Raw genomic sequence first — 15,143 nt, 5'->3', positions numbered from 1 at the left:
CCGGTCTCAGACGGCGGTGTAGCGGTTGGCGGGACGCGGGAGCCCGAGCAGACCGCGCAGGGTGTCTGCCTCGTACGCGTGCCGGAAGGCGCCCCGGCGCTGGAGCTCGGGCACCAGGTCCCGGGTGATCCGCTCCAGGTCGTGGGCGAGGACCGCCGGGCGCAGCCGGAAGCCGCTCAGACCGGCGCCGCGCCACTCCAGCAGCAGATCCGCCAGGTCCGAGGGCGTGCCCGTGAACACCTTCGCGTCGCTGGCGGGGGCGGGGCCCGCGAGCGTGTCCAGCCGTGCCTTGCGCTCCCGTGCCGCCGTACGGTCGTCGTCCAGGAACACCAGCAGATCACCGAAGATGTGCAGGTCCTCGCCCGCTCGCCCCGCCCCGGCCTGGGCCGCGCGGATCCCGGCGACGGCGGCACGGGCCTGCCCGGCGTCGTGCGGGGTGACGTATCCGATGTCGGCCGACCGTCCCGCGAGGCGGTACCCGGCCTCGTCGCGCGCGAGCACGCTGACGACGGCCTGTCCCTGCGGTGGCCGGGGGGTGATCGAGGGCCCCTTGACGCTGAAGTGCTCGCCCGTGAAGTCGATGTAGTGCAGCTTGTCGCGGTCGATGAAGCGCCCGGTGGCGGCGTCGCGGATCTCCGCGTCGTCCTCCCAGCTGTCCCACAGCCGGCGTACCACCTCGACGTAGTCACCGGCCTCCGCCAGCAGGGCGGCGGTACGGTCGGCGGTGAACGCGTCCTCCCGCTCCCCGGCCCGTGGGCGGGGGAACGTACGGCGTCCGAAGTGCGCGGCTTCGCCGGGGCGCGCCGACACCTGGACCCGCAGGCCCGCGCGACCGGCACTGGCGTAGTCCAGGGTGGCGATGGCCTTGGAGATGTGGAACGGCTCGGTGTGGGTGGCGACCACGCTGGGGACCAGCCCGATGTTGCGGGTCAGCGGTGCGACACGGGCGGCGATGAGCACCGCGTCGAGCCGGCCCCGCACCTGGTCGGTGCGGTTGTCCGGCTCCGTGGGGTGCCAGGACTGGGGCCCGAGCGCGTCCTCGAAGGTGACGAGGTCGAGCAGGCCGCGTTCCGCCTCGGCCACGAGGTCGGCCCAGTATCCGGCGGTGAACAGGTGCTGGGGCCGGGCGCCCGGCTCGCGCCACGCGGCCGGGTGCCAGCCCGCGCCGTCCAGTGCCACGGCGAGGTGGAGGGGGGAGGGAGGTGCCGACACGGCTTGGTGCCTTCCTGGTTGACCGTAGGTGATCACCGGCCCTCGTACGGAGGGCTCGGCGGTGAGGAACGGGACAGGTCGGGTACGACAGCGGGAGGCGGCCGCCCGCCGGCCCCGAGGCGCACCCCGGCGGACGGGCGGACCCGTCACCGCGCGGAGCGGGCCCCGGCGGTCAGGGCGCGCGCACGGGAGGGGACGGGCGCCCTCATCCCGTCACCCGGCCCATGGTCGGCCCCGCCGTACCGCGGCCCCGGAACGCCCCTGTCGTCGCAGACTAGGCGGAGCCGGACCGCCGCAGGTGGCGGACGTGTTGCGGTTCCATGAAGCCGTCCGCGCCGACCGGGGAGGGCGGGGCGGCGGCCCCTCCCGCGCTGTGCCGGGACCAGTCGAGGATCCGTGGCGGTGTGCCCCCGGCCCGCGGCGCCTTCCCGGGGGCGCGGTGTCTGCGGGCGATCCCGTCCAGATCGAGCAGGGGGCCGAAGGCGGGATGTGCGGCCAGTCGCCGCGCGTAGGACCACAGCCAGGGGTGACGGGCGGCGCGGTGGACGGCGGCGGCGTCCAGATGCGGACGGTGCACGGTGTCGAAGCGCACCAGCGCCACCCACAGCCACACATCGGCGATGGTGATGGCCTCACCGAGGATGAATCTCCGGGTCGCGAGGCGCCGTTCCAGTGAGCCCAGGGCCCGGAACAGGGCGCCGAGGGCGGCCCGGCGCGCCATGGCGTCGGCGCCGGGCCGGCCTGCCCGCCGCGCCGCCTCACCGATGCCGTACTCGCTCAGGCGCGCGACGGTCTCGATCTCCTCCTCCGCGCCCGGTGGGTAGAGGGCGGGCCGGTCGGGGCCGGGGCGGTCGAAGTGCCGGGCCAGGTCGCGGAGGATGTCCGGGGAGTGTGTGCTGACGATCCGCCCCGACCAGTCATCGCTCAGCACGGGCGCGCTCGCCGGTCCCGGGTGACGGTGCGAACTGGACTCGTACAAGGGGCGCAGGACGGAGTACTCGCCGTCAGGACCGTCGGGAACGGCGGGCAGCAGCATCACCGGAAGGGTCTCCCGCAGCCCGAGCAGGCTGTGGGTGAGGGCGATGCGCAGACAGGAGGGACAGGACAGCGAGAGATAGAGCCGGTAGCGGCGCGCGGCGGCGTGGTAGCCGCTGCGCGCGTCACGGCCGATCCTGCCCCGGAAGGCGGGCGGGGCGGGCGGAAGGGGCGCGGCGGACGGGAACGGCGCGGTGGCCGGGGGCGCGGTGGACATGTTTCTCCCTGGGGGCCGGGTGCGGCTCGTGGTTCTCATCGGCGCGGCGGAGCACGCGAGGAGGGGTGAGGGGCGTGGCTGCCCGTACGAGGAAGGGCCGGGCGCGTCCGTACCCGTACCCCCGCAGGCGGCGGGGCGGGCCGGTGCCGGTGAACGGCGCGCCGGTTCAGCGCAGGGGGCTCGCCGCGCTGCAGACGCGCAGGAGATCGATGTGACGGCGGGAGGTGAGAAGGGGAGACGGCCGGTGCGCGCACACGCCGCGCGCGGCGGCTCGTGTCTGACGCTGCGTCATATCCCCACCTCATCACGAGGGAATCCCCTCTGGAGTCTCCGACGCCTGCCGGGCCTCGTCAAGACTGATTCCGGTCGTCCCGCGCGCGTGCCCGCCACCGGGTGGCGCGTGCCGCGCACCCACGTCGCGGCCCCTGTATCTCCCCTCCCCTGCTTCCCCCGTCCCCTCCGCCGTCCCGGGCGTCACCCGGGCGCGGGCGTGCCCGGGGCCCGGCGCCACAGCCCCTGGGCGGCGAGGAGCGGCAGGACGTTCTCGCCGAACCAGTAGGCCTCCTCCAGATGCGGATAGCCGGAGAGCACGAACTCGTCGATCCCGAGCCGGTGGTACTCGGCGATCCGCTCGGCCACCTCGGTATGGCTGCCGACCAGCGCCGTACCGGCCCCGCCGCGCACCAGGCCGATCCCGGCCCACAGATTGGGGTGGATCTCCAGCCCCTCCCGGTCACCGCCGTGCAGGGCGAGCATCCGCCGCTGCCCCTCCGACTCGCTGCGGGCCAGCGCGGTCTGTACGGCGGCGACGGTCCCGGGGTCGAAACCGTCGAGCAGCCGCCGCGCCTCGGCCCAGGCCCGCTCGGAGGTGTCGCGCGTGATGACGTGGAGCCGGATACCGAAACGGACCCGCCGCCCCGCCCGCTCCGCCAGCCCCCGGATCCAGTCGATCTTCGCGGCCACGGCGGCGGGCGGCTCGCCCCAGGTGAGATAGACGTCCGTATGACGGGCGGCGACCTCCCCGGCCGCGGGGGACGAACCGCCGAAGTAGATCTCGGGAACGGGGTCGGGCACCGCGGTGAGCCGCGCGCCCTCGACCCGCAGGTGCTCACCCGCCAGGTCCACCGTCCCGCCGCCCCACAGCGCGCGGACCACACGCAGGAACTCGTCCGTGCGCGCGTAGCGGCCGTCCTTGTCGAGGAAGTCCCCGTACCCGCGCTGCTCATGGCTCTCCCCGCCCGTGACGACGTTGAGCAGCAGCCGGCCGCCGGTGCGGCGCTGGAAGGTGGAGGCCATCTGGGCGGCGAGCGTCGGGGAGAGGAAACCGGGCCGGAAGGCGACGAGGAACTTCAGCCGCTCGGTGTGCTGGCTGACCATCGCGGTGGTCAGCCAGGCGTCCTCGCACCAGGCTCCGGTGGGTGTCAGGGCCCCGGTGAAACCGAGGTCCTCGGCGGCGCGGGCGATCTGGGTCAGATATCCGATGGTCGGCGGCCGGTCGCCACCGGTCACCGTGACCGGGCTGCCATGGCCGCCGCCGACGACATGACGGCTGTCGCCGTTGGTGGGCAGGAACCAGTGGAAGGTGAGGCTCACCCGGTAGCCCCGTCCCGGCCGTTCCCCGCGCGGCACGCGCCCGTCCCCCGGCCTCCGTCGGCGGTCGCGGTCACGCTCGCAGTCGCAGTCGCAGTCGCAGTCGCAGTCGCAGTCACGGTCGCGGTCGCGGTCGCGGTCACCGCACCGGCCCTCATCCGGCGGCCGCCAGGAAGGGGGCGCGCCCGCCGAGTGCCGTGGAGAACTGGTCGACGACCTCGGTCAGGGCCCCGGCCGAGCCCTGCGCGACGGTCAGGGTGCCGTCGTCCCCCACCACGATGTCCTTGTCGAGGGTGAACCAGCCCGGGACGATGTGCGCGGCCCCCATCGAGCTGAGTACCGGGCGCAGCGCGTAGTCGATCGCGAGGACATGCGCCGTGGTCCCGCCGGTCGCCAGCGGCAGGACCGTCTTCCCGGCGAGGGCGTACTGCGGCAACAGGTCCAGCAGGGACTTCAGCAGCCCGGAGTAGGCGGCCTTGTAGATGGGTGTGCCGATCACGATGCCCTGGGCACGGTCGAACAGCGCGGCCGCCCCCGTGATCGCCGGGTGGCCGGGATCGGCGCCGAGCAGGGCCGGTGCGGGGAGGTCGCGGACGTCCAGGGCGATCACCTCGTGCCCTTGCGCCGTCAGCCGCTGGTCCAGATGGCGCAGCAGACGGGCGGTACGGGAGGTGGCGGAGGGACTTCCGGAGACGGACAGGACGGTGGCCATGGTGAACCTTTCGGGAACGTGCGGTGGGTGGGGAGGAGTGCGGCGCGGACCGCGATGCCGGGGGCACGGCACCGTGGCGCGGACGGGGCGGCCGGGGTACGGCGGTGCGCCGGGGTACGGCGCCGCCGTGGAGCCCGGGTCCGCGCGACGGTCACTTGTTGGTCCTGGGCAGCCCGGGCGGGTTGACCTCGGACCGGGACACGGCCTCGTCGGTCAGGCCCCAGCGCGCCAGCACCTTGGCGTACGTACCGTTGCGGATGACCTCGTTGAGCGCGGCGGCGAGCGGCTTGACCAGACCGCTGTCCTTCTTGGTGGTGGCCGCGATAAGCCCCTGGAGGGTGGCCCCGGCCCCGGAGTAGGTGCCGACGACCTCGGTCTTCCCCGTGCTGGCCGCGTGGTAGGCGGCGGTCGGATGGGGGCCGAGGTAGAGGTCGATCCGGCCGGACTGGAGGGCGAGATAGGTGTCGCTGTCGTTCTGGTAGTACTTGATGTCCACCGGCTTCAGCCCGGCCCTCACCGCCTCCTTGCTCCACTCGATCAGCAGCTTCTCCTGGTTGGTGCCGCTGCCGACGGCGACGGTCCGGCCCGCCACGTCCCGGGGCCCGGTCACCTTCAGACCGCTGCCCTTCTTCGCCTCGAAGCCCAGGTTGTCCTCGCGGTAGCTGGCGAAGTCGTACTTCTCCTTGCGCTCCTCGGTGTCGGTGATGTTGCTGAAGCCGACGTCGTACCGGCCGCTGTCGAGGCCGACGAAGATGTTCTCCCACGACACCGTGTTGATGCGCGGCTTGAGGCCCAGCACCTGGGCGACCAGATGGGCCAGGTCGGGCTCGACGCCGATGATGGTCTTGTTGTCGTTGGCGTAGAAGGTCAGGGGGGCCGAGGAGCCGGACGAGCCGACGATCTCCAGGGTGCCTCTTCGGCGGATCTCCTCCGGTACCCCGGCGGCGATGGAGTCCACCTTGCCGGTGGTGATCCGCCGTTGGTCCGGGCTGAGGTTGATCTTCGTACCGGCCCCCTGGGCGGACCCCACCTCGACCGTGCCGCCGTCGGAGGGGTTGCCGCACGCGGCGAGGACGAGGGCCGCGGCCAGCCCCAGGGCGGCGGTGGCGGTGTGGCGTCGGGTCATCGGAGCGGGCATGGTCGTACTCCTTGCTGCGGGCGGAAGGCCGGTCGCTCTGTGGCGGGCCGGGGGCGGGAAGGCTGAACGGGAGGTGGGTGGCCGGTCACAGGACCTTGGAGAGGAAGGCACGGGTGCGCTCGTGCCGCGGGTCGTCCAGGACGGCCCCGGGGGGTCCCTGTTCCACGACGACACCGGCGTCCATGAAGACCACGGTGTCCGCGACCTCACGGGCGAAGCCGATCTCGTGGGTCACGACGATCATGGTGGTTCCGGTGCGGGCCAGGTCCTTGATGACATCGAGGACCTCACCGACCAGTTCCGGGTCGAGCGCGGATGTGGGCTCGTCGAAGAGCAGCACCTTCGGTTCGAGGGCGAGGGCGCGCGCGATGGCCACCCGCTGCTGCTGGCCCCCCGACAGCTGCCGTGGGTAGGAGTCGGCCCGGTCGAGGAGTCCGACCCGCTCCAGCAGCAGGCGGGCGGTCCGCTCCGCGTCGGCGCGCCGTCGGCGCAGCGCGGCGACGGGAGCCTCGATGAGGTTCTCCACCACGGTCAGATGCGGGAAGAGGTTGAAGTTCTGGAAGACGAACCCGATGTGGGTGCGCTGCTTCAGGACGTCCTTCTCCCTGAGTTCGTACAGTCGGTCGCCGGAGCGCCGGTAGCCGATGAGTTCTCCGTCGATACGGATCCAGCCGCGGTTGACCTTCTCCAGGTGGTTGATGGTGCGCAGCAGCGTGGACTTCCCGGAACCGGACGGGCCGAGGATCACGGTGACCTCGCCGGTGTGGACCTGGAGGTCGACACCGCGCAGCACCTCCAGCGCGCCGAAGCTCTTGTGGACGCCGTGGACCTCCACCATCACCTCGCGGACACCGGCGCTCCCGTCGGCGTCCACCGTCACCTCGTTCATCGGCTCTCTCTCAGGGGTTGGTGGGGGATGACGGGCTGATCGCGGCGGGCGGCGCCCGTCCGCAGGGCGCGGACGAAACGCCGGGCCCGCTGGACCGGGGTCGGTGGCGGGGTGCGGTCGGCGCCGCGCGCGAATCGCCGTTCCATGTAGTACTGGCCGACGGAGAGCAGGGAGGTCAGGACCACGTACCAGGCGGTGGCGACCAGCAGCAGCGGGATCACCCGGCCGTTGCGGCCGTAGACCACCTGCACCTGGTAGAAGAGTTCACCGATGGCCATCACATAGACCACCGAGGTTCCCTTGAGCAGGCCGACGATCTCGTTCCCGGCCGTGGGCAGGATGGCGCGCATGGCCTGCGGCAGCACGATCCGGCGGATCTGCCGCAGCCGGGGTATGCCCAGGGCCGCGGCGGCCTCCAGCTGTCCGTGGTCCACGGCGATGACACCGCCTCGGACGATCTCGGCCGCGTAGGCGGCCTGGTGGAGCGTCAAGCCGATGACGGCGGCCCCGATGGTGCCGATGAGGTTGTTGCTGTCGACGGACCAGAAGACCGGGCCGAACGGTATGCCGACGCCCAGCCGCTCGTACAGGGCACTGAGGTTGAACCAGAACACCAGCTGGACGATCATCGGAATCGACCGGAAGACCCAGATATAGGTCCAGGCGACCGTCTGGAGGACGGGGCTGCTCGACAGCCGCATAAAGGCCAGGACGGTGCCGAGGAGAAAGCCCAGCACCGTGGCGTAGGCGGTGAGCTGGAGCGTCACCCACACCGCCCGCACGATCGTCTCGGACAGGACGTACTCACGGAAGACGCCCCACTCCCAGACCGGGTTGGTCGCCAGCCCGTGCGCGAACTGGGCGACGAGCACGATCACGGCGGTGGCCGCCACCCAGCGGGCGTAGTGACGCACCGGGACGACCGTCAGGGAGGGCGGATCGCCGGGACCCGGTGGCGCGCCGGGGCCGGTGCCCGGCGCGGACGGGCGACGTGTCGTGGCACCGGTTTCGGGGGTGAGTCCCATCGTGGTGTTCCTGCTCACTCGTTATGCGTGCTCGGGCGGGGTGGGCCGTGGCGTGTGGCGCGCGGCGGCCAGGGGTGGTGCGGCGGCGGTGCGGACGGCGGCGGTAGGGCCGACCGCTCCCGGAACCGCCTGCCGCACAGCACACGGCGTGGCACTGCCGCCGCCGACGGCGGCACATCCCCGTGTTCCGGGGCCATGGACGCTCATGGACGGTCCGCCCCGTCCTGGCCCGGTGCGGGCCGCAGCCACTTCTCGAAGGGCAGGGCGCCGATGGTCTCCGGATCGGCCTCGGGGTCGAACAGCGGGGTGTAGCCGGTCGTCAGATACAGACCCCGGGCCTCGGGCTGGCGCGGACCGGTCGTCAGATAGATCCGCCGGTAGCCCCGGACGCCCGCCTCGCGCTCCAGCTCCGCGACGACACGCCGGGCGAGACCGCGCCGCCGGTGGGCGGAGTGCGTCCAGATCCGCTTCAGCTCGGCCGTCGTCCCGTCGTACCGCCGGAAGGCGCCGCCCGCGACCGGGGCATCGCCTTCGAGCAGCAGCAACAGGACACCGCCGTGGGCCGCGGTGAACTCCTCGTCGGGATAGCGGGCGAGTTCGTCGTGCGCGCCCTCGCCATAGCGTGCCGTGTACTCCTCCCCCAGTTCGCGCAGCAGGGGCCGGGCCCTCGGGTCGGAGACGGTCACGTGGACGACGGTGGGACCGGCCGGTGCGGGTGCCGGTGACGGTGACGGTGACGGTCGGGCGATGGAGGTCATCCGTTCACCGCCGCGAGGGAGTCCGTGCCGCGTCCTGCCCGCTCGGCACCACGCCCGGTTCCGGGCTCGGCCACCCGCTGGGCACCGTCGCGCTGGGCACCGTCCACGGCAGCCCGTTCGGCACGGTCCACGGCGGCCCGTTCGGCGTCCCGCTTGGCGACTTCCTCCCGGACGATCGGAATCACCTGCCGGCCGAAGTCGATCGCGTCGCCCAGCAGGTCGTACCCACGGGCGGAGAGGATGTCGACGCCGAGATCGTAGTAGTCCAGCAGTGCCTGGGCGACCGTCTCGGGGGTTCCGACCAGGGCGTTCGAGTTGCCCGCGCCACCGGTGGCGGCGGCCGTCGGGGTCCACAGGGCCCGGTCGTAGCGTTCCCCGGCCTCGGCGATGGAGATCAGCCGCTGTGAACCGGTGTTCTGCGGCCGCGCGCTTCCCCCACGGCGCTTGGTGACCGCCTGGCCCCGCTCCGTCCGGGCCTTGATCGCGGCCACCGTACGGTGGGCCTTCTCCCACGCCAGCTCCTCGGTGGGAGCGATGATCGGGCGGAACGCCACCTGGAAGCGGGGAACATCGCTCCGGCCCGCTGCTCGCGCGGCGGCCTTCACGGCATCGATCTGCTCGGCGGTCTGGCTCAGGGGCTCGCCCCACAGGCAGTAGATATCGGCCTCGGCTCCCCCGGTGGCGTAGGCGGCGGGCGACGAGCCGCCGAAGGACACGTCCGGACGGGGCCGCTGGACCGGGAAGACATCGCTGACGAAGTCGTGGAAGCGGTAGTACTCGCCCTCGTGGTCGAAGGGCTCGTGGGTGGTCCAGATCCTCTTGAGGATCTGGATGTACTCGCGGGTGCGGGCGTAGCGCTCGTCCTTGGTGAGGGTGTCGCCCTCGCGGCCCTGCTCGTGGTCGTTGCCGCCCGTGATGATGTGGACCGTCAGCCGCCCCTCGCTGATCTGGTCGAGCGTGGCGACGGTCTTCGCGGCGAAGGTGGGGTACGAGACGTTGGGCCGGTGAGCGAGCAGGATCTGGAGGCGGTCGAGCCGACTCGCCACATAGGCGGCGGCCGGTGCCGGATCCGGCGCTCCGGAGCCATAGGCGAAGAGCACCCGGTCCCAGCCGTGGTCCTCGTGTGCCCGGGCGAGCCGGAGGGTGTACTCCTTGTCGAAGGCGGCGCCGGAGCGCGGGGTCGTTTCGGAGCCGTCGTTGGTGGCGGCGATGCCGAGGAACTCCACGGGCATGGAGGGATGACCTTTCCTCACATCCGCTGGTCCTCATGTCCACCGGGGCGGCACCGGGGACACCGGGGCACGGCGGAGTGCCCCTCGGCACGACCGTGGGTCACGGCGCGTCCCGGGGCGGGGAACCAGACGGTGAATGGGTGGGTGGGCGATGACGCCGGGGCATGGGCCTCCGGCGTGTGCGGGGCGGCGGTTCCGGGCCGTACGGTGTCATGGACCCGGCGGACACCCAGGGGTGCTCAGCGCGGCGGTACGACGCTTCCGCGCGGGTAGGGTCCGGTCCGTGACGGGGTCACTGGGGAAGGGAAGGGCCGGTCAGACGGCCCACAGCCGCATTAGGCGCAACACGCGGCGGACCACACACGACCGAAGTCGATGTGGTCACGGGTGACCAGGCGCTGTTCGGCATTCATACGAACAATTGAGCAGTACATCGCGCTTCTCGTCAACTATGGCCCGTATACCGACATGGAGTTAGCAATTTCTGAACACGGTTGTCACGCGCCCGTGTGAATCAGCCCCGTGACGGCCGGGGCGTGTCCCTCCGCCGGACGGAGGGACGGCACGCCCCCGCCCCGGAGCGATCGGCATCGCAGGTGTCCGACCGGGTGCCCGCCCTCGGGCGGCGGGACGGCGGTGTACCGGCGAACCGCCGGACGAACCAACGGCGGGACGCCGCGGGAGCCATCGTCCGCCACCCGACCAGGGACGCCGCGCCGGGACCGCCGGGGCCGCACCGCACCGCACCGCACCGCACCGCACCCAGAGCGGAGCCGAGACATCTGTCGCGCGCCGGCGACCCGGGCACCGGCCACCATCCGACGATCACGATCTCCAGCGGGAACACTGAGGGTTCCCCTGGTGTCACGCCCGTGTCCCCTCCCGACGGACGGGTAAGTGCCCACGTGCCCATGCGTCCGATCGGGGAGGAATGACATGAAGAACACGATTCGTCTGGCCGCCGGAGCGCTCATCACCGCGTGCGTGGTGGGCTCGATGGGGCCGCTGGCTCCCCCAGCCCTCGCCTCGGCCCCGACTCAGCAGCTGTGCAGTGAGCAGTTCGACGATCTGTACTGGACCGGCAGCCCGGTGGCATGGGTCCAGGTCTCCGCGAGCAACAGGATCTGCGTCGACCGCGACGGAGCGTCGGTGCGGGCACGTGTGACCGTGGAGAGCTGCCGCATCTCGGCGACCTTCGTGGCCCCCATCCCGATCGAGTGCTGGCTGGCCGCGGGCACCTACGTACTGACCTCACCGTCCGGACACCGGTACAGCGGTGGCACTCCGGTGGCCGGCCCGGGCCAGGTCGGTCAGAGCGTCAGTGCCAGCGGTGCTCCGGTGGCGTGCGAGAAGGGCACCTGGAAACTGGAGACCGACGTGCTCATCAGGGACCGGATCGCGGCCCAGCACAGCGCCGCCTTCGGTATCACCGACTGCGGCTGACGGGTGGGCCCCGGGGCGAGCGCCGCCGCCCACGGCCCGGGGCCCCGCCCGTGCCAGGGGGCACCCCATCTCACGGGCGGCGACGGCCCGTCGGCCCTTCCCGGTGCTCAGCGGGCGCCTGCCCAGACGGCGGTGGTCGAGGTGGGATGAGCCGGTACGGATCCGGTGAGCGCGACCGCGCCGGACGTCCCGGCGGTGTGAGCGGCAGCCGCCCGGGGAATCACCGCGAGATCCGCCGGTCAACGCGATGTCCCGGCGTCCAGGCCGGGAAGCGTGCATGATCTCCCTCATGACGTCAACACCCTTCGACCCGCGCACCCTGCTCGCGGACAGCCGTCTCGGCGTCCTCGCCACGATCAAGGCGGACGGCCGTCCGCAGCTCTCCCCCGTCCAGCCCTTCTACGATCCGCAGACCGACCGCATCTACGTCTCGACCCGCGACGGACTGGTCAAGACGGCCAATCTCCGCCGTGACCCACGGGCCACGCTGGAGGTGACCAGCCCCGACGGCGCCTCCTGGGCGACGGCCGAGGGCATCGCGACGCTCACCGGCCCGGGCACCGACCCCGAGGGGCCCGAGGTCGAGGCGCTGGTGGCCTACTACCGCGCCGCCGCGGGCGAGCATCCCGACTGGGCGGAGTACCGCTCGGTCATGGTCTCCGACCGTCGTGTGCTGATCACGATCGCCGTCGACCACGTCTACGGCGCCTCGCTCCGCTGACCGCGGTCCGCGACCGCGCGCGACGCCACCGGACCGTCGGCCTGACCGGGTCCGGCTCCCCGTTCACCTACTCCCGCCGATGCCGCGAGGAGCTGTCCGGCGTTCGGATCGTATGGTTGACGTGAGGCGCTTCAGTCACCCGTTCGCCAGCAGCCGTGCGTCGAAGGCGACCTCGAACGGCACGATCCGGGTGCCGCCCGCCGGTTCGGGTGCCCCGAGGGGCCGGACAGATCCAGCCGCATGCCCCAGTGACCGCGCATCCGCCGGGACACCGAGGTCGGTGGTCATGCCGATCAGATGAATCCGGCGGCCCGTGCGCTCCCCGGCGAAGGAGAGGAGCACGGCCGCCTCGTCCGGCAGGGGCGCGGGGTCCACGACGACCAGCCGCGTGGGCCGCTCGCGCAGGAACCGGCCGATCAGCAGCGGGGAGAGCGCGTCTCGCCCGATCAGCTCGTCGATCGCGTGGACGGTCGCCGCCACCGGGTCGGCACCGGCGGCCCGGCCATCGCGGAAGCCGAGGGCTGGATCGGTGAGATCGAAGGCATCGACCTCACCCTCACCTTCCCCCGCAGCAAGCGGGACGAGACCCGGCGCCGTGCGCAACGCCCGCCCATCGGCCTTGGTATCCCCGCACCCGCACGAGGGAGAGGCCGTGATACACCGGCTATCCGCGACGGACGATCGTGATGATCTCCCGGCTGGAAGCGGTAACGGGTTCCCGGCTCCAGGCCCCGTACTGCTCCTCGATCTCGAAACCTGCCTCGGCGAGGAACCCGTTGAGGGCGGCAACCTGGAGAAACCGCAGGCTTTCCCTCAACACCCTGAGGACCGTGCCGTCCGGCTGGGCCACGGTCCCACGGATCGTGACCACGTCGCCGACGACGGAATCCACGTCGTGCCAGTACCGCAGAGCACGGCCGGCCTCATCGACGACCTCGACCACGTCATCCGGGTTCGAGGCAGTCCACTCCTCCCAGGCCCGCGCCTGCGGATGCCGCGTCTCGAACACGAAACGACCACCTCGGCGCAGCGCGGCATGGATCGCTGCCAGCGAATCGCGCACGACGCGATCGGTGACCAAGTCCTGGAAGGCATGGCCAGTCATCGTCGCGAGATCGAAGCCCGCGCCACTCTTCGCCTCTGCCGCAGTGCCCTCCACCCACTCGACATCGGCCCGGCGCCGGGCCCGCTCCAGCGCGGCCCGGTCCGGATCCAGTCCGACCAGCCGACCACGATGGCCACGCTCACGCGCCAGACGCAGCATCGCACCGGTGCCACAACCGACGTCCAGGACCGACCCCGAGTCCATCACCAACGGGAAGTAGAAGCCGGCGTCGGCCCGCCGATCCGGATCCCACGGATTGAGCACGTCATAGAGCGCGGCTGCGTCAGCGTCTGAGAACACCGCGACAGTGTCGGCCACCCACCGTCTGCCGACAACCGGTTAATCCGCAGCGCGGCGCCGGACGGGTTGCCACACCGGCCACACCCACCGCCGCTTGAGTTCGCGGTAGTCGTGCTCGACGCGCCAGCCGCATGGTGGCGGCGCGGCCAGGTCCAACGTCCGCCGGGCCGGGCCCTGTTGCCCACCGGGAGACCGCGCGCGCTGTCCCGGCGTAGACGGTCAGGGGCACGGCGAGGCCGCGTTGAGGAGAGCGCGTCCAGCCTCGGTGAGCTCATGTGTGACGGTGCGACCGGCCCGGCTGCTGTCGATCAATCCGGCGTCTCGCAGGATGGCCAGGTGTTCACCGGCCGTCGGGGCCGCGACGCTCACCAGCCCGGCCACAACGGTCGTGTGCAGCGGAGTGGTGAGCGCGGCGAGGATCCTCGACCGCGTCGCTCCCAGAAGACGGTCAAGCGATCTCGGGGTGGGAGGCGCCGCCCAGAGGTACCGCCCGGAGGCCGGGTAGTAGATCGCCGGAGTCCAGGGATCCGAGGTGGTGCACTGCACCCGGTCGGTGATGAACAGTGACGGAACGAGAATGAGTCCCTCGGAGCAGTCGACGTCGATGTCGACAGCCTTCTCGACGGTGATGGTGTCGCCTGCGCACGCGGCGGAAGGATGCAGGCGCGGAAGGACCGCGCGCAGCCCCTCGCGGTTGACCTGGATGGCCCGGTCCAGCGTCTCGGCCCGTAGCGCCTGCCGCATCGACGGCCATTCCGGTTCCACGGCTGCCTTCCAGAGGCGGCGCACCGCGTCGGCGGCCGCGGACCTGGCTCGGCCGGGGTCACCGGGCAGTCGGCGGCCCACGTCTGCCCCGCGCCCCATCATGGTCGACCAGCTCGGCGTACGCCTGGTCCGCGGGCGCGCCGAGGAGGGCGTCCATGCCTTCCTCGAACGTGGGCTCACTGGACATCGGCGATGGGTCGAGGAAGTCGGGTCGATACGCGCCATCGGCCATGAAGACCGTGAGCGCTCTCAGGTCCAGGTCCGGGAGACGGCGGCGGCGGAGCCACGGGCTGTGTTCGTCGACGATGTCGTGCTGCTGGCGTTGAGCGGGGACACCGCGGTGGGCTGCCTGGTGGTGACCGCCCCTGTCGACGGTCGCTCCGAGATCAAAAGGCTCTGGACACACCCGGCGTTCCGGGGGCGGGGCATCGCGTCCAGTCTGGTCAGCGCCGGGCTCGCGCATGCCGCGGAACGCGGTGACAGCGCGGTGCGGCTGTCGGTGTGGAAGTGGCGGACAACCGCGATCACCCTGTACGAGCGGCTCGGATTCACCGTCACCGAGTCGTGGGACGAGCGGGGCCGGCTGGTCTGCATGGAACGAGCCGTGTGAGTGGCCACAGCCATGCGGTGATGGCCGCGACGAGGGCGGCCACCTCGCCGCCTGGCCTCACCGCCCCGAAGCCGACGGCTCGCCGTCCAGGGAAGGCCATACGCGACCCCGCCGCCCACACCGCCGCCAAGCGGGGCGACGGCGCGCGCGGGTTCGCGCCAGGGCCGGGATGGTCCAGGCAGCCAGTCAGTCCGGTGGTGTCCGTTACTGGCCGGCCCTTGCCCAGCTCAGCATCACGGGAACACGTATCCGATAACTGAGCTGCGGCATTTTCGCGCCAATACGACTTTCCCATGCGGGTGGTGGGCAGGGTTGGGGGGTGTTTCCGCCGGGGTCGGTCCGGCGGGCCGTCCCTCGAAGGGGGAAGACGTCGTGGGGCTCTTCCCGGTAC

17 protein-coding genes are annotated in these 15,143 nt (G+C 72.2%); 3 read left to right on the top strand and 14 right to left on the bottom strand.

Annotation, left to right across the window (positions count from 1 at the left end; translation table 11 throughout):
- Positions 1–6 precede the first annotated feature (6 nt).
- From ACFVIM_RS09060 to ACFVIM_RS09015, 10 genes are all read right to left on the bottom strand, one after another.
- Positions 7–1,212: an LLM class flavin-dependent oxidoreductase gene (locus tag ACFVIM_RS09060; RefSeq protein WP_384300008.1), complete on the bottom strand. Its 1,206-nt coding sequence runs from the start codon at positions 1,210–1,212 to the stop codon at positions 7–9.
- Positions 1,213–1,486: 274 nt separating this feature from the next.
- Positions 1,487–2,464 (bottom strand): glutathione S-transferase C-terminal domain-containing protein, encoded by a 978-nt coding sequence (locus ACFVIM_RS09055; protein ID WP_384300007.1) that lies wholly within the window; start codon positions 2,462–2,464, stop codon positions 1,487–1,489.
- A gap of 166 nt (positions 2,465–2,630) precedes the next feature.
- Positions 2,631–2,756, bottom strand: a complete 126-nt coding sequence (locus tag ACFVIM_RS09050) for a putative leader peptide (protein WP_384300006.1) — start codon at positions 2,754–2,756, stop codon at positions 2,631–2,633.
- 182 nt (positions 2,757–2,938) lie between these two features.
- The gene (locus ACFVIM_RS09045) at positions 2,939–4,057 is read right to left on the bottom strand and encodes an LLM class flavin-dependent oxidoreductase (protein WP_384300005.1); all 1,119 of its coding nucleotides are present in this window, start codon (positions 4,055–4,057) and stop codon (positions 2,939–2,941) included.
- A gap of 151 nt (positions 4,058–4,208) precedes the next feature.
- Positions 4,209–4,766: an NADPH-dependent FMN reductase gene (ssuE, locus tag ACFVIM_RS09040; RefSeq protein WP_384300004.1), complete on the bottom strand. Its 558-nt coding sequence runs from the start codon at positions 4,764–4,766 to the stop codon at positions 4,209–4,211.
- Positions 4,767–4,917: 151 nt separating this feature from the next.
- The gene (locus tag ACFVIM_RS09035; protein WP_384300003.1) at positions 4,918–5,904 is read right to left on the bottom strand and encodes an ABC transporter substrate-binding protein; all 987 of its coding nucleotides are present in this window, start codon (positions 5,902–5,904) and stop codon (positions 4,918–4,920) included.
- A gap of 85 nt (positions 5,905–5,989) precedes the next feature.
- Entirely contained in the window at positions 5,990–6,793 is an 804-nt protein-coding gene (locus ACFVIM_RS09030) for an amino acid ABC transporter ATP-binding protein (protein WP_384300002.1), read from the bottom strand.
- Entirely contained in the window at positions 6,790–7,818 is a 1,029-nt protein-coding gene (locus tag ACFVIM_RS09025) for an amino acid ABC transporter permease (protein WP_384300022.1), read from the bottom strand. Before ACFVIM_RS09025 ends, ACFVIM_RS09030 begins: the two co-directional genes overlap by 4 nt.
- Before the next feature lie 203 nt (positions 7,819–8,021).
- Positions 8,022–8,576 carry a GNAT family N-acetyltransferase gene (locus ACFVIM_RS09020; protein ID WP_384300001.1) on the bottom strand — a complete coding sequence of 185 codons (555 nt, stop codon included), beginning with the start codon at positions 8,574–8,576 and terminating at the stop codon, positions 8,022–8,024.
- Positions 8,573–9,808: an LLM class flavin-dependent oxidoreductase gene (locus tag ACFVIM_RS09015; RefSeq protein WP_384300000.1), complete on the bottom strand. Its 1,236-nt coding sequence runs from the start codon at positions 9,806–9,808 to the stop codon at positions 8,573–8,575. Before ACFVIM_RS09015 ends, ACFVIM_RS09020 begins: the two co-directional genes overlap by 4 nt.
- Before the next feature lie 936 nt (positions 9,809–10,744).
- On the opposite strand from ACFVIM_RS09015, the gene ACFVIM_RS09010 reads away from it, so the two are divergent.
- Together ACFVIM_RS09010 and ACFVIM_RS09005 are read left to right on the top strand one after the other, a co-directional pair.
- Positions 10,745–11,251, top strand: a complete 507-nt coding sequence (locus tag ACFVIM_RS09010) for a hypothetical protein (RefSeq protein ID WP_384299999.1) — start codon at positions 10,745–10,747, stop codon at positions 11,249–11,251.
- A 289-nt stretch (positions 11,252–11,540) separates the two neighbouring features.
- A complete protein-coding gene (locus tag ACFVIM_RS09005) occupies positions 11,541–11,972 on the top strand; it encodes a PPOX class F420-dependent oxidoreductase (protein ID WP_384299998.1) in 432 nt (143 codons plus the stop codon).
- A 135-nt stretch (positions 11,973–12,107) separates the two neighbouring features.
- Here the strand turns inward: ACFVIM_RS09005 and ACFVIM_RS09000 are convergent, their stop codons facing one another.
- The 4 genes from ACFVIM_RS09000 to ACFVIM_RS08985 form a co-directional block, all read right to left on the bottom strand.
- On the bottom strand, positions 12,108–12,575 hold the full coding sequence (locus tag ACFVIM_RS09000; protein WP_384299997.1) for a YcaO-like family protein: 468 nt from the start codon (positions 12,573–12,575) through the stop codon (positions 12,108–12,110).
- 61 nt (positions 12,576–12,636) lie between these two features.
- Complete coding sequence (locus ACFVIM_RS08995) at positions 12,637–13,395, bottom strand: class I SAM-dependent methyltransferase (protein ID WP_384299996.1); 759 nt, start codon at positions 13,393–13,395, stop codon at positions 12,637–12,639.
- A 201-nt stretch (positions 13,396–13,596) separates the two neighbouring features.
- Positions 13,597–14,241 (bottom strand): DUF5937 family protein, encoded by a 645-nt coding sequence (locus ACFVIM_RS08990; RefSeq protein WP_384300021.1) that lies wholly within the window; start codon positions 14,239–14,241, stop codon positions 13,597–13,599.
- Positions 14,201–14,329 (bottom strand): hypothetical protein, encoded by a 129-nt coding sequence (locus tag ACFVIM_RS08985; RefSeq protein ID WP_384300025.1) that lies wholly within the window; start codon positions 14,327–14,329, stop codon positions 14,201–14,203. Before ACFVIM_RS08985 ends, ACFVIM_RS08990 begins: the two co-directional genes overlap by 41 nt.
- 27 nt (positions 14,330–14,356) lie before the next feature.
- Between ACFVIM_RS08985 and ACFVIM_RS08980 the strand changes: the two genes are divergently transcribed.
- The gene (locus ACFVIM_RS08980) at positions 14,357–14,752 is read left to right on the top strand and encodes a GNAT family N-acetyltransferase (RefSeq protein WP_384300020.1); all 396 of its coding nucleotides are present in this window, start codon (positions 14,357–14,359) and stop codon (positions 14,750–14,752) included.
- Positions 14,753–15,143: the final 391 nt, after the last annotated feature.

It is taken from the genome of Streptomyces sp. NPDC057638 (genome assembly GCF_042800315.1).
Classification (GTDB): Bacteria; Actinomycetota; Actinomycetes; order Streptomycetales; family Streptomycetaceae; genus Streptomyces.
This window is presented reverse-complemented; position numbering and strand designations above follow the sequence as displayed.

What these genes read in the sequence shown, in the direction of transcription:
- ACFVIM_RS09025 (WP_384300022.1), bottom strand. Translation starts at nt 7,818, where the DNA reads ATGGGACTCACCCCCGAAACCGGTGCCACGACACGTCGCCCGTCCGCG.
- ACFVIM_RS09030 (WP_384300002.1), bottom strand. Translation starts at nt 6,793, where the DNA reads ATGAACGAGGTGACGGTGGACGCCGACGGGAGCGCCGGTGTCCGCGAG.
- ACFVIM_RS08985 (WP_384300025.1), bottom strand. Translation starts at nt 14,329, where the DNA reads ATGTCCAGTGAGCCCACGTTCGAGGAAGGCATGGACGCCCTCCTCGGC.
- ACFVIM_RS09050 (WP_384300006.1), bottom strand. Translation starts at nt 2,756, where the DNA reads ATGACGCAGCGTCAGACACGAGCCGCCGCGCGCGGCGTGTGCGCGCAC.
- ACFVIM_RS09055 (WP_384300007.1), bottom strand. Translation starts at nt 2,464, where the DNA reads ATGTCCACCGCGCCCCCGGCCACCGCGCCGTTCCCGTCCGCCGCGCCC.
- ACFVIM_RS09010 (WP_384299999.1), top strand. Translation starts at nt 10,745, where the DNA reads ATGAAGAACACGATTCGTCTGGCCGCCGGAGCGCTCATCACCGCGTGC.
- ACFVIM_RS08990 (WP_384300021.1), bottom strand. Translation starts at nt 14,241, where the DNA reads ATGGGGCGCGGGGCAGACGTGGGCCGCCGACTGCCCGGTGACCCCGGC.
- ACFVIM_RS09035 (WP_384300003.1), bottom strand. Translation starts at nt 5,904, where the DNA reads ATGCCCGCTCCGATGACCCGACGCCACACCGCCACCGCCGCCCTGGGG.
- ssuE (WP_384300004.1), bottom strand. Translation starts at nt 4,766, where the DNA reads ATGGCCACCGTCCTGTCCGTCTCCGGAAGTCCCTCCGCCACCTCCCGT.
- ACFVIM_RS09020 (WP_384300001.1), bottom strand. Translation starts at nt 8,576, where the DNA reads ATGACCTCCATCGCCCGACCGTCACCGTCACCGTCACCGGCACCCGCA.
- ACFVIM_RS09015 (WP_384300000.1), bottom strand. Translation starts at nt 9,808, where the DNA reads ATGCCCGTGGAGTTCCTCGGCATCGCCGCCACCAACGACGGCTCCGAA.
- ACFVIM_RS09005 (WP_384299998.1), top strand. Translation starts at nt 11,541, where the DNA reads ATGACGTCAACACCCTTCGACCCGCGCACCCTGCTCGCGGACAGCCGT.